15 protein-coding genes are annotated in these 11,083 nt (G+C 68.1%); 4 read left to right on the top strand and 11 right to left on the bottom strand.

Annotation, left to right across the window (positions count from 1 at the left end):
* Positions 1 to 276: hypothetical protein (locus CSC76_RS18010; RefSeq protein WP_162111334.1), on the bottom strand; the 276-nt coding region annotated here is incomplete at its 3' end.
* A 161-nt stretch (positions 277 to 437) separates the two neighbouring features.
* Positions 438 to 929 (bottom strand): pyridoxamine 5'-phosphate oxidase family protein, encoded by a 492-nt coding sequence (locus CSC76_RS18005; protein WP_162111333.1) that lies wholly within the window; start codon positions 927 to 929, stop codon positions 438 to 440.
* Between the two features lie 210 nt (positions 930 to 1,139).
* On the opposite strand from CSC76_RS18005, the gene CSC76_RS18000 reads away from it, so the two are divergent.
* Together CSC76_RS18000 and CSC76_RS18915 are read left to right on the top strand one after the other, a co-directional pair.
* Positions 1,140 to 1,499, top strand: a complete 360-nt coding sequence (locus tag CSC76_RS18000; RefSeq protein WP_162111332.1) for a glycine zipper 2TM domain-containing protein — start codon at positions 1,140 to 1,142, stop codon at positions 1,497 to 1,499.
* 111 nt (positions 1,500 to 1,610) lie between these two features.
* Positions 1,611 to 1,787: a hypothetical protein gene (locus tag CSC76_RS18915; RefSeq protein WP_202923568.1), complete on the top strand. Its 177-nt coding sequence runs from the start codon at positions 1,611 to 1,613 to the stop codon at positions 1,785 to 1,787.
* Positions 1,788 to 1,885: 98 nt separating this feature from the next.
* On the opposite strand, the gene CSC76_RS17995 is transcribed toward CSC76_RS18915, so the two are convergent.
* The 6 genes from CSC76_RS17995 to CSC76_RS17975 all read right to left on the bottom strand — a co-directional run bounded on the left by CSC76_RS17995 (position 1,886) and on the right by CSC76_RS17975 (position 4,788).
* On the bottom strand, positions 1,886 to 2,638 hold the full coding sequence (locus tag CSC76_RS17995; RefSeq protein WP_162111331.1) for a hypothetical protein: 753 nt from the start codon (positions 2,636 to 2,638) through the stop codon (positions 1,886 to 1,888).
* 244 nt (positions 2,639 to 2,882) lie between these two features.
* Positions 2,883 to 3,866: a sensor histidine kinase gene (locus CSC76_RS17990; RefSeq protein WP_238395086.1), complete on the bottom strand. Its 984-nt coding sequence runs from the start codon at positions 3,864 to 3,866 to the stop codon at positions 2,883 to 2,885.
* Positions 3,867 to 3,880: 14 nt separating this feature from the next.
* On the bottom strand, positions 3,881 to 4,009 hold the full coding sequence (locus CSC76_RS19305) for a hypothetical protein (RefSeq protein WP_274382107.1): 129 nt from the start codon (positions 4,007 to 4,009) through the stop codon (positions 3,881 to 3,883).
* Positions 4,010 to 4,085: 76 nt separating this feature from the next.
* Entirely contained in the window at positions 4,086 to 4,367 is a 282-nt protein-coding gene (locus tag CSC76_RS17985; protein ID WP_162111330.1) for a hypothetical protein, read from the bottom strand.
* A 31-nt stretch (positions 4,368 to 4,398) separates the two neighbouring features.
* Positions 4,399 to 4,593, bottom strand: a complete 195-nt coding sequence (locus CSC76_RS17980; RefSeq protein WP_162111329.1) for a hypothetical protein — start codon at positions 4,591 to 4,593, stop codon at positions 4,399 to 4,401.
* A 9-nt stretch (positions 4,594 to 4,602) separates the two neighbouring features.
* Complete coding sequence (locus CSC76_RS17975) at positions 4,603 to 4,788, bottom strand: hypothetical protein (RefSeq protein ID WP_162111328.1); 186 nt, start codon at positions 4,786 to 4,788, stop codon at positions 4,603 to 4,605.
* Between the two features lie 176 nt (positions 4,789 to 4,964).
* On the opposite strand from CSC76_RS17975, the gene CSC76_RS17970 reads away from it, so the two are divergent.
* Complete coding sequence (locus tag CSC76_RS17970; RefSeq protein WP_162111327.1) at positions 4,965 to 5,189, top strand: hypothetical protein; 225 nt, start codon at positions 4,965 to 4,967, stop codon at positions 5,187 to 5,189.
* Between the two features lie 23 nt (positions 5,190 to 5,212).
* On the opposite strand, the gene CSC76_RS17965 is transcribed toward CSC76_RS17970, so the two are convergent.
* The 3 genes from CSC76_RS17965 to CSC76_RS17955 form a co-directional block, all read right to left on the bottom strand.
* On the bottom strand, positions 5,213 to 5,581 hold the full coding sequence (locus CSC76_RS17965) for a response regulator (RefSeq protein WP_162111326.1): 369 nt from the start codon (positions 5,579 to 5,581) through the stop codon (positions 5,213 to 5,215).
* Entirely contained in the window at positions 5,578 to 6,969 is a 1,392-nt protein-coding gene (locus CSC76_RS19450) for a sensor histidine kinase (RefSeq protein ID WP_379606143.1), read from the bottom strand. The genes CSC76_RS17965 and CSC76_RS19450 overlap by 4 nt, the downstream gene beginning before the upstream one ends.
* A gap of 165 nt (positions 6,970 to 7,134) precedes the next feature.
* A complete protein-coding gene (locus tag CSC76_RS17955; RefSeq protein ID WP_238395085.1) occupies positions 7,135 to 7,617 on the bottom strand; it encodes a hypothetical protein in 483 nt (160 codons plus the stop codon).
* 610 nt (positions 7,618 to 8,227) lie between these two features.
* Here CSC76_RS17955 and CSC76_RS17950 point away from each other — a divergent pair.
* Positions 8,228 to 10,978: a type I restriction endonuclease subunit R gene (locus tag CSC76_RS17950; RefSeq protein WP_162111325.1), complete on the top strand. Its 2,751-nt coding sequence runs from the start codon at positions 8,228 to 8,230 to the stop codon at positions 10,976 to 10,978.
* The last annotated feature ends 105 nt before the right edge of the window (positions 10,979 to 11,083 follow it).

Here is an 11,083-nt window from a genome sequence, read left to right as displayed (position 1 = left end):
GGGCAAGGGCGGGTCGGTCAGCGAGGCCAGCGACTGCAGCTGGCAGAACGTCGCGTCGTAGGCGGCGACTTCTTCCTGGTACTGGCACAGCGCGCGGAACGGATTGCGCGCAGAGAGCGCCTGCGCCGTCGCGCGCAGGCGTTCGCCGTCGGGGTGGCTCTGCACCAGCGCCGCCACCCACACGGTGAGGGCTTCGAGCTGGCCGGTGGTGCGGGCGTCGCTGGTTTCCAGGCGGTCCAGCAGGTTGTGCAGATGGGTTTGCGAGTACAGCAGCATGGGGCGTGGCATCCGGTACGTGATCACCGCGGCCTGGCCCCTGTTCCGGCACGTCGGTTCTTTCCCTGATCACGCGGGTCGGCGCGCAGGCCGGCCACCGCGGCGGGCCGGAGTCAGGCGCCGTTGGGGAACGCATGACTTCCGGCCTACGTGCGCGGCGCTCAGCCGCGCAGGTTCACCTCAGCGACCTTGTCGTGGTAGTCCTCTTTCGGGGCCACGCCGAGCAGCATCTTCCCCCCGGCGAGCAGGCTCTGCTCGTTGAGCCAGATTTCCGCATGCTCGGCATCGAAACGCAGCAGAGCGAGCTTGGGATCGTCCTTGCCGCCTTCGTACCAGGCGGCGACGAAGGGGTTCCACAGGCGTTCGATCACCGCGCGGTCGTCGTCGCGCACCAGTGCGCCCTGCAGGCTGGCGAAAATGTCATGGCCCATCGATGCGAACGTGGCGATGGCGCGCTGCGGCGCCTGGGTGCGCTGGGCCAGCACGTTGTCGGTGGAGGTGAAGATCCACAGCGGGCCGCGGCCCTCGTGTTCCAGCAACGCGGTCATCGGCCGGGTATGGCCGTCTTCGGCGCCGTCCAGGCCCAACATCAGCGTGCGATCGGACTTGATCGCCTTCCACAGCTTCTTTTCCAGTTCTTCCGGCGTATGCATGGCGTGCTCCTCGTCGTGGATGCCACCACGCTAGGCGATGCGGCGTCGCGCCGCCGTCAATGCAGCCGGTTGCCGTCAGTCCCGCGTCATGTTTGTCGTACCGGCGTCACGAAGGCCGTACTGGCGCATGAATGCAGGCGCCCTGCTTTCACCACGCGTTCGCGAGCGCGCGCGCAGCCTGCCCCTGCGATTCCCCACAGGAGAAGCGTCATGAACACCCCCCGCTATCTGCTGTCCGTCGGCCTGATGTCGGTGATGTCGGCCGCGGCGGCGCAGACGTATGGTCCGCAGGACGAAGGCCGCCGTTTCGACGACGGCAGCCGGGTGGTCTGCAAGAACGTGGAAGTGCGGCAGAACAGCCGTGATCCCAACCGCGTGGCTGGCACCGCGATCGGTGCGGTGATCGGTGGCCTGCTGGGCAACCAGATCGGCAGCGGCAACGGCAAGAAGGTGGCGACCGTCGGCGGCGCCGTGGCCGGCGGCGCGATCGGCCGCAAGGTACAGGGCAACCAGCAGGAAACCAAGGGCGACCGCATCGTCGAACGCCGCTGCGAACGCGTCTACCGCTGAGCGCAACGCTCCACCTGCGACGGGCGCCTGCCGCGACGAGGCAGCAGGCGCCCGTCGTGCCGCACCGACAAAGGCGGCCACGCATCCGCCAGACGCAGCAGGAGAACCGCCATGTCGAACCGACCCCGCCCCAACGAGCACAGCGACGCCGCCAAGCCCGACACGCCGGACAAGTACCGCAACGACAAGGCACGCTGGAAAGAACCCGTGCCACCGGAGGCCACGCCTGAAGGCAGGCCCGATCCGGAACGCGACTATCCCGATGCGCAGGACACCGTGGCGCATTGAGGCGCACGGCGCCGCATCGCGTGATGCGCCTGCGATCTCATCCCCTCCATCGCTACCCGATGCGCCTGCCGGATACCGGCAGGCGCACGGGAGATCCCTCAATGCGGGCGCGTGCGGTCCAGCGTGAACGCATCGGCCACCGCGTGCTTGGCCCGTTCCCATGTCAGCTTCGAGCCGCCCTTGAAGCGGTCCCAACCACGCTCTAGGTCGGCTGCCAGACGGTCGTCCCATTCGCGGTCGGCGTACTCGCCGCGTGCATACGTGCCATAGCGATACGCCGGGCGGTAGTCGTCGAACGCATCGCCGTCCTGGCGGTAGGCCGCCTTCTGGAAGTGCTGCGCATAGGCGGCGTCGCTCCACGCATACGCGCCATAGGTGCGGTCAGCGCGTTCCCAGGCATCGCGCGCGGCGGGCCGGGCGTGTTCCCAGTCCAGGCGCGACTCGCCCTTGTCGGCCTCCCAGTCTGCCTGCAGGCGGCGTTCGGTTTCTTCCCACGACTGCTCCGGGAATTCACCGCGCGCCACCGCGCCGGCACGGTACACGCCGGCGTAGTCGCGCTGGAAGTCGTACTGGTCCGAGTAATACGGGCGCGTGCGGTGCGCGTCGCGCCAGTAATCCACCTCGCCGGTGGGATCGATGCGCTCGGCCACGCCCTTGCCCGCGGCGGCGCCAATCACGGTGCCGGCCGCCGCGCCGATCAGCGTGCCGATGGGTCCGAACACGGTGCCGGCCGCCGCGCCGGCGGCCAGGCCGCCGGCCACGCCGCCCACACCCACGCCCACGGGATGTGCGCCCGGCGTGCCGGTGATGGGGTCGCGGTTGGCGTCACGTTGCGAAGTATCGCGTGTCATCTGGAAAGTCCTCTGTGCAGTGATGAAGCCGTGCGACATTGCACGGCCCCATTCCGCTCGCCGGCGATGCATCGCCGCGCGTGCGGAGTGGCACCGATACTCCGCATTCCAGGTGATCACCGCGTGCACTGCGCTCAGCTTGATGATCGCGCCGTGAGCGCACGGGGGCGTTTCGCGAAACGGCAGGTGAACCGCCGCGCGCGATGCACGTTCACGACGGCAGACCCCGCGCACTGCGCCCCCATCACGCAGCGGGGCTGTCACCGCGCGGCAGGTGGATCACGAACGTGGTGACGCCCTCGCCCACGTGCGCGGCCACGTCGCCGCCGTGGGCGATGGCGATCTCGCGCACGATGAACAGCCCCAGCCCCAGGCTGGCGTGCTCGCCCTTGTGCGCCGGCAGCGAGCCGCGCCGCAACGGGTCGAACAGCGCATGCAGCACGTCGGACGACAGCGGTTGGCCCGTATTGCTCACCGCGATGCGTACGCTGCGCGCATCGCCGGGCAGGGCCACGTCGATCGGCGCGGCCCGTTCGCCGTACTTCACGGCATTGGTCACCAGGTTGTGCACGGCCTCGCGGATGCGCGCATCGTCGAAGTACCCGTGCGTGGCGCCCTGCACCTGCAGACGGAGGGGCGCCTCCGGCAGCGCGGCCTGCAGCAGGTCGAGTTCGGCCGCTACCGCCTCGCCCAGGTCGCAGGCGATGCGGTGCAGCGGCATGCCCGCGCCCAGCGTGCTCTTGCTGTAGTCCAGCAGGCCATCCACCAGCCGGCTCAAGTGTTGGCCGCCGCTGAGGATGCGCGCGGCCTGGTGCGCGTGCGGCGTGCCCTGCGCGGTGTCCGCCGGCAGCTCGGCGGTGCCCACCACGGCCGCCAGCGGGCCGCGCAGGTCATGACCCAGCGCGCCCAGGAAGACGTTGCGCCACGACTCCACCGTGCGCGAGAACTCCAGCAGCGATTCGGCCACCGCCTGATCGATGGCTTCGTTGAAGCGCATCATGTCGTCGATGGCATCGCCGGACAGCGCCTGGTCGGCCGCCCACAGGTGCAGCACCGACGCGCGCAGGGCGCGGTATTCGGCGATCATCTGGTTCACCCCGAAGCCGTCGTCGGCGCGGCTGCGGCCGTGGCTGCTGGCCGCCGATTCCGGGCCGGTGCCGTCAGCGGGGCGGCCCTGCGCCTTGTCGCGCTGCGCGGCGGCGCTCTGCGGCGTGCGCAGGTCGGCCACGATGTCGCGCAGGATCAGTGGGATGCGTTGCGCAGGCGCTTGTGGTTCAACTGCGCGCCTTCCGGCGCCTGGGTGATGGCGAAGTCCACCGCATCGTCGAGGATGCGCTGCATGTTGGCCTGGATGAAATCCGGTAGTCGCATAAGCACGTCCTGTTGTTCCTTCTGCGTCGTGTGATCGGTGATGTCTTCCCCCTGGGATGGAATGCGCAGTCGCATGTCAGTTGGCGAGGCCGCGCGGATCGCGCGGGTCGTCGATGTGCGGCTGCGTTTCCGGTGGATCGGGACCGACCGGCACGTCGTCGGGATCGCCCGGATCGCGTGGCATCGGGGGCCGTTCCGACGGCGGCGGACGCTGTGGATCGCTGGGCGTGCCGGGCGGGCTGGGCATGCCCGGTTCGGACGGCGTGCCGGGCGGCGTGGGCCGGCCCGGCGGTGTCGGCGTGCCGGGTTCGCTCGGCTTCGGTGTGCCGTGCGCGGTGATGCCGTGGGTGTTCGTCATGTCGGTCCTCCTGCGCGTCGGCGTGGCGCGCCTAGGTGCGCTCCGTGGAGGCCTGCAGCGCGGCGGCCAGCGCGGCATCGCCGGTGACCAGGTCGGCCCAGCGGATCTCCACGCCGTTGCGACGACCTTTCTCCACCAGCTTCAGTCCGGTGGGATCGATCGTCAGCGTGTAGGCCTGGTCGCCCAGCATCAGTTCGCGTCGGAGCGGTTTGTCGAGGGGAGTCATGCGGTGTCCTCAGATCTGCGGGGGATGGCGACGCGGTTGTCCGTCCTTCGCGCCGGGTTCGACTTCAGGGTCGTTGCGCGCGTCGTCGGTACGCTTGCCGTGCGATTCGCCGGGCATCACGTCGCCCTCGGGGCGGCGTTGTCGTTCGATCGGGTTGGGCGCGGCCGGTGTGGCGTCGTGGGGGGTGCGATGCATGGCGGAGTCCTCGCTTGCGGGCGTCCAGCGTCGCCATGCAGACGTTGGCCACACGTGATGGTGGCCTGTGGATTTTCAGCAGGCAGTCACGCTGTACCGCGCAGTACGACTGCGGGCTGAACGCGGGCACGCCGTGCGCACGGCGCGTTGACGCAGGCCCCCGCAATCTTCAGCGCATGTTGTGCCACGAACGTATCGACGCGCGTCTTTCCGATGCCGAAATGCTGGTGGTGTCCGGTGCCGATATCGGCGACCCGCATGCGTTCCTGCGCGGGTTGTGGGCGCAGGTATACGACCACGCACCCATGCACCTGCGTTCGTCGGTACTGCGCCGCCTGCATGCGCTGTCGCGGCAGCTGGGCGTGAACTACGTGCACGGCGAGCCGGACGCCGCCGACTGACGCGGCGCGCCGTCGTCCGGGAATCAGGCCGCCGGGCGCAGGCCGGCCAGGGCGTCCTGAATGTCCTGGCGGCGGAACGGCTTGGCCAGCACCGCCGCATCGGCGAAGCGTTCCGGCAGGCCCTGCTGGCCGTAGCCGGTGGTGAAGAGAAACGGCACGCCGCGCGCGCGCAGCGCATCGGCCACCGGGAACGACGGTTCGCCGGCCAGGTTCACGTCCACCACCGCCAGGTCCACGTCGGCGGTATCCAGTTTGGCCAGCGCGTGCTCCACCGAGCCGGCGCTGCCGGCCACGGTGTAGCCCAGGGTGGGCAGCAGGTCTTCCAGCAGCATCACCAGCAGGAATTCGTCTTCCACGATGAGCACGCGCGGTGCGGGGTCGGTCGTCGTCATGCGGCCACTCCTAGGTCGGGCATGGGGGCGGTGATGCGGCAGTGCACGCCCGCGGGTTGGAAGTCCAGGGCCACGTCGCCGCCCAGGTCGTGGCGCAGGCCGCGCTCAATCAGGCGCGAACCGTAGCCGCGGTGAGCCGGCGCCACCACCGGCGGGCCGTCCATTTCCTGCCAGTGCAGCACCAGGCTGCGGCGGCCCTGCTGCGGCTCGGAGGTCCAGTGGATGCGCACGCGCCCCTGCGCCACCGACAGCGCGCCGTACTTCATCGCGTTCGTGCACAGCTCGTGCAGGGCCATCGACAGGGCCAGCGCGCGTTGCGGTTCCAGTTCCATCGGCGGGCCGTGGATGTCGAAGCGCGGCTCGTCCCCCTGCAGGCACGGCGCGATGGCGGTGCGCACGATGTCGTGCAGCGGGGCGTGTTCCCATTGCTGGCGGGTCAGCACGTCGTGCGCCTGCGCCAGTGCGTGCAGGCGTGCTTCGAAGCGGTCGCAGGCCAAGCCGATGTCGTCGGCGCGGCGCAGGGTCTGCAGGGCGATGGACTGGACGATGGCCAGGGTGTTCTTGACCCGGTGGTTGAGTTCGTTGAGCAGCAGGCGCTGGTGTTCTTCGTGCTGGCGGCGCGCGGTGATGTCGGTGGCGGCGCCGAACCATTCGGTCACCTCGCCGCCGATGGGGCGGATGGGCACGGCGCGCGAGGCGATCCATGACCAGCCGCCAGCTTCGTTGCGGATGCGGTGTTCGGCGCTGAAGGTGCTCTGGGTGGCCCGCGCGCGGGCGATGGCGTCGGCCACCAGGTCGCGGTCGTCGGGGTGCACCAGCACCTCCAGCCAGGCGGGGGTGAGCGAGCCGTGCCGGCCCAGCAGCAGGCTGCCGCCCACGATGTCCACTTCGCTCCAGTCCGCATTGGTGCGGTAGACCAGGTCGGTGGTGGCGTCGACCATGGCGGCCAGCCGTTCTTCGCTGCGGCGGCGGGCTTCTTCGTGCTGCTTGCGTTCGGTGACGTCGCGGGTGGTGCCGGCGACGGCTTCCACTTCGCCATCGGGGCCGATGACGGGCACCAGCAGGTAGTCGTAGATGCGCCGGCCGTTGGTGCCGTTGAACGGTACGTCGCCGCGCACGGGCTGGCGGGTGGCGATGACCTGTTCGATCTCGCGGTCGTGCATGGCGGCGTGCCAGGGTTCGTAGCCCAGTTCCAGGCAGTTCCTGCCGATGGCTTCGTCCCAGGTCTTGCCCCACATGGCCAGCAGGGCGGCGTTGGCGTAGGTGAAGCGGTGCTGCAGGTCCCACATGTAGACCAGGTCGGGCGTGGTCTGCAGGAGGGTTTCGTACAGGCGGAGGCGCTGCTCCGCCGAGGCGTGCGCACCGCCTGCCATCGAGGCGCTGTCCATGGACGTGGGTGTTCTGATGGCGATGCCCCACCCTACCGCCCGTCGGCGTGGGCGACCCGTGAAACTTGGCAGGGGTGGTGGCCTGTGCGGGGGCTTCTGTTCAGGCGGACGCATAAAAAAAAGGCCCCGCGCTGCGGGGCCTTGGGGTGGCGCGGCGGCGCAGGCTCAGGCGTCGACGACGGCTTCGCCGACGGGCTCGGCGGTGGCCTTGCGGCGGGCGAAGCGCGAGGCAAGTTCGCGGCGCGCTTCGTCCACGCCCTTGTCCTTGCCCGCCACCTTCAGCACGCCGTACACCTCCAGCGCGGCGGCCATCAGGTCGCTGCCGAGGGCGAGTTCGGTGTCGGTGATGCGCTGGTGGAGTTGCGCCAGGCGAAGGGAACACGGACGCAGGGCGTCGAGGGCCATCTGGTCCTGACGGAAGGCGGCAATGTCGAAATCGCGCGGCATGATGCCCGCGTGCTGCTCCGCGACCGCGAGCGCCGTCATGCAGAACGCATGCGACTTGGTGCCCATCTTGAACATGTCGCGGCGCTCGTCGTTGGTGAGGGCGATCAGGTTCTGGAGATCGGCTTCCAGTGCGGTGATGGAAGCGAGGATGCGCTCTACGGTCTCGGCACCGAGTGTCAGGCTGATGCGGTTCTGCGTCATGGGTCTGTCCTTAGTCGTGTTCTTGGTGGTGCCGGCCGGGTCCGACCGGCGCATGCAGCGTAGCGCGCACGAGGGCTGATGCGACGTCGTCCACGCTAATGTGCGATTTCTCACATGAAAGATGCCGTCTGAGGCAAAAAGCGTGACGCGCCAGCTCTACTGTGCGTTGATCCAGCCAAAAAGCCTGGCGACTCAGGCTTTGTGTGTGTTGAGCCAGCCGAGAAGCCTGACGCGCCAGCCTTAGTGTGTGTTGAGCCACCCAAAAAGCCTGGCGCGTGAGGCTTAGTGTGTGTTGAGCCAGCCCAAGAGCCTGACGCGCGAGTCCTAGTGTGTGTTGAGCCAGGCTTTTCGGCTGACGGGTCAGGCTTTGTGTGAGTAGAGGGAGTGTCGGCTACCGGCGTCCACGCAACATCAGGTATCCCCAACTCCTTTACCTGGCGTGTGATGCCGCGTGGCGCCGGGGCATTCCATCGGTGGCATACAGACGCTCTCCCCCCTCATCTGCGTGCGCTCACCCCAACCGGCCGCCTTGGGGAGGCGGTTCAATTGAGACTATCCTAGTCGTCGCCCTACCGTGCCCCGTTGGCCCGCTCCCCCTCGAGGATCCCGGATGACCCCCGAAGCCAAAGCCCGCCAACTCATTGATTCCAAACTTGAAGCGGCGGGTTGGGTAGTCCAGGACACCAAACAGCTGAACCTGTCAGCCGGACCTGGCATCGCCGTCAGGGAGTACCCCACCGACTCCGGCCCGGCGGACTACGTGCTGTTCGTCGACCGCCAGCCGGTGGCCGTGATCGAGGCCAAACGCGACGAGGACGGTTCCAAGCTCAGCACCCACGAAGCCCAGACCGAGCGCTATGCGAATGCCACCCTGAAGTGGCGCAACGGGAACCAGCCGCTGCGGTTCCTCTACGAAAGCACAGGCCGGCTCATCTTCTTCACCGATGGGGCCGACCCTGCCCCGCGGGCACGTGAGCTGTTCCATTTCTTCCGGCCGCAGACGCTGGCCGAATGGGCCGCGCAACCCGACACCCTGCGCCGTCGCCTGACCCGCATGCCACCCCTGCCGGAGCGCAACCTGCGCGACTGCCAGATCGGTGCGGTTACGGGGCTGGAGGCCTCGCTGGCGAAGAACCGGCCGCGCGCCCTGGTCCACATGGCCCCCGGCGCCGGCAAGACGTTCCCCGCAATCACCTCGGTCTACCGCCTGCTCAAGTTCGGCGGCGCCAAGCGCATCCTGTTCCTGGTGGACACCCGCAACCTGGGCAAGCAGGCGCACCAGGAGTTCATGGCGTACACCCCGCCGGACGATGGCCGCAAGTTCACCGAGCTGTACAACGTGCAGCGGCTGTCATCGAGCCATATCGATCCACACGCACAGGTCTGCATCAGCACCATCCAGCGCATGTACTCGATCCTGTCGGGCACCGAACTGGCCGAAGCCGGCGAGGACATCTCGCTCAACGAACTGGGCCAGACGGATACCCAGGCAAAGCTGGTGCAGTACAACCCGCAGGTTCCCATCGAGACCTTCGACTTCATCGTCATCGACGAGTGCCACCGCAGCATCTACAACCTGTGGAAGCAGGTGCTGGACTACTTCGACGCCTTCCTGATCGGCCTGACCGCGACGCCCGACAAGCGCACCTATGGCTTCTTCAACGAAAACGTGGTGGCCGAGTACAGCTACGAGCAATCGGTGGCAGATGGCGTGAACGTGGGCTACGACGTCTACGAGATCGAGACCGAGATCACCGCCAAGGGCGCGGAGCTGAAAGCGAAGGAATGGGTGGACCACCGCGACCGTGAGACGCGCGCCAAGCGCTGGGCGCAGACCGAGGAAGACACCGCCTACAGCTCGACCGATCTCGACAAGTCGGTCGTCAATCCCAGCCAGATCCGCAACGTGATCCAAGCGATGAAGACGGCGGTCGAGACCACCATCTTCCCGCAGCGCAAGGAGACGCCGAAGACACTCATCTTTGCGAAGACCGACAGCCATGCCGACGACATCATCCGGATGGTCCGGGAGGTGTATGGCGAGGGCAATGCGTTCTGCAAGAAGGTCACTTACCGCGCTGGCACGGATGCGGAGACCGGAAAACCGGTGCCGGGAGACGACGCCGACAGCGTGCTGGCGAGCTTCCGCAACGACTACAACCCCCGCATCGCCGTCACCGTGGACATGATTGCCACCGGCACCGACGTAAAGCCGCTGGAAGTGCTGTTGTTCATGCGCGACGTACGCAGCAAGGGCTATTACGAGCAGATGAAGGGCCGCGGCGTGCGTAGCCTGGATGCGGAAACGCTGAAGAAGGTCAGCAACTCGGCCGAGGGTGCCAAGACCCACTTCGTGCTGATCGATGCGGTGGGCGTGGAGAAGTCGCTGAAGACCGAGAGCCGCCCGCTGGAGCGAAAGCCCGGGCTCAGCCTGGATAGCTTGCTGAAGGGCGTGGCGGTGGGCGCGCGGGACGATGACACGGTGCTGAGCTTGGGCAACCGGCTGGTGCGCCTCGCCAAGCAGCTGGACGACAAGGCACTGGCGCGGATCAAGCAGGCCAGCGGCGGCATCGGGCTGCAGGACCTGGGCCGCGGGCTGGGGCAGGCGGTGGACCCGGACCGGATTGCGGCCGATGCGGTGGACATCGCCACGGCGGCGGGTATCACGCGGAGCGCGGAGAACCTGACGCCGGACGAGCTGGACGCGGCGCGGCGCAAGCGCGTGGATACGGCGTGTGCGCCATTCGATACCCCCGCCCTGCGCGAGCTTATCGAGGCCGCGCGGCGGGAGCGCGAGCAGTTGATCGATCACGTGAACCTGGACGCGGTGACACGTAGCGAGTTCGCGGCGCAGGCGCAGGCCAATGCGGAGGCGGCCGTGGGTCGGTTCCGGGAATTCCTGGAGACGCACCGGGAGGAGATTGCCGCGTTGGGGTTCTTCTATGCCCAGCCGTACAGCCGCCGTGCGCTGACCTTCGAGATGGTCGAGGAACTGCATGAGGCGCTGCAGCGCCCGCCGCTGATGCTGACGACCGAGAAACTGTGGTCGGCCTATGCGCGGGTGCAGGAGAGCAAGGTGCGGGGCAGCGGTGTACGCCGGCAGTTGACAGATCTGGTGTCGCTGGTGCGCTTCGCGCTGGGCATGGATGACGAGCTGCGGCCGTTCGCGGATAGCGTGGACAAGCGGTTCGCGGACTGGGTGTTCCGTCATAATGCACGCCGCGCCACGGCGTTCACGCCGGAGCAGATGGAGTGGCTGCGTCTGGTCAAGGACCATATCGCCAGCAGCTGCCGGATCGAGCGCGACGATTTCGACTACGCACAGCTGGCCGGCAAGGGTGGACCGGCCAGCCTTTCGTAGACATCCGGTTGCCATAATTGATGGCAATGACCGAGGTGTTTATGGGCAACAGCAAGCAGTACACAGATGAGTTCCGGGCCGAAGCGGTGAAGCAGGTGATCGAGC

Source organism: Pseudoxanthomonas mexicana (assembly GCF_010093385.1).
GTDB classification, from domain to species: domain Bacteria; phylum Pseudomonadota; class Gammaproteobacteria; order Xanthomonadales; family Xanthomonadaceae; genus Pseudoxanthomonas_A; species Pseudoxanthomonas_A mexicana.
This window is presented reverse-complemented; position numbering and strand designations above follow the sequence as displayed.

Coding starts and splice junctions, on each gene's coding strand:
- CSC76_RS17965 (WP_162111326.1), bottom strand. CDS start 5,581: ATGACGACGACCGACCCCGCACCGCGCGTGCTCATCGTGGAAGACGAA.
- CSC76_RS17985 (WP_162111330.1), bottom strand. CDS start 4,367: ATGACGAACACCCACGGCATCACCGCGCACGGCACACCGAAGCCGAGC.
- CSC76_RS19305 (WP_274382107.1), bottom strand. CDS start 4,009: ATGCGACTACCGGATTTCATCCAGGCCAACATGCAGCGCATCCTCGAC.
- CSC76_RS17980 (WP_162111329.1), bottom strand. CDS start 4,593: ATGACTCCCCTCGACAAACCGCTCCGACGCGAACTGATGCTGGGCGAC.
- CSC76_RS18915 (WP_202923568.1), top strand. CDS start 1,611: ATGTCGAACCGACCCCGCCCCAACGAGCACAGCGACGCCGCCAAGCCC.
- CSC76_RS19450 (WP_379606143.1), bottom strand. CDS start 6,969: ATGGACAGCGCCTCGATGGCAGGCGGTGCGCACGCCTCGGCGGAGCAG.
- CSC76_RS17970 (WP_162111327.1), top strand. CDS start 4,965: ATGTTGTGCCACGAACGTATCGACGCGCGTCTTTCCGATGCCGAAATG.
- CSC76_RS17955 (WP_238395085.1), bottom strand. CDS start 7,617: ATGACGCAGAACCGCATCAGCCTGACACTCGGTGCCGAGACCGTAGAG.
- CSC76_RS17950 (WP_162111325.1), top strand. CDS start 8,228: ATGACCCCCGAAGCCAAAGCCCGCCAACTCATTGATTCCAAACTTGAA.
- CSC76_RS17995 (WP_162111331.1), bottom strand. CDS start 2,638: ATGACACGCGATACTTCGCAACGTGACGCCAACCGCGACCCCATCACC.
- CSC76_RS18005 (WP_162111333.1), bottom strand. CDS start 929: ATGCATACGCCGGAAGAACTGGAAAAGAAGCTGTGGAAGGCGATCAAG.
- CSC76_RS18000 (WP_162111332.1), top strand. CDS start 1,140: ATGAACACCCCCCGCTATCTGCTGTCCGTCGGCCTGATGTCGGTGATG.
- CSC76_RS17975 (WP_162111328.1), bottom strand. CDS start 4,788: ATGCATCGCACCCCCCACGACGCCACACCGGCCGCGCCCAACCCGATC.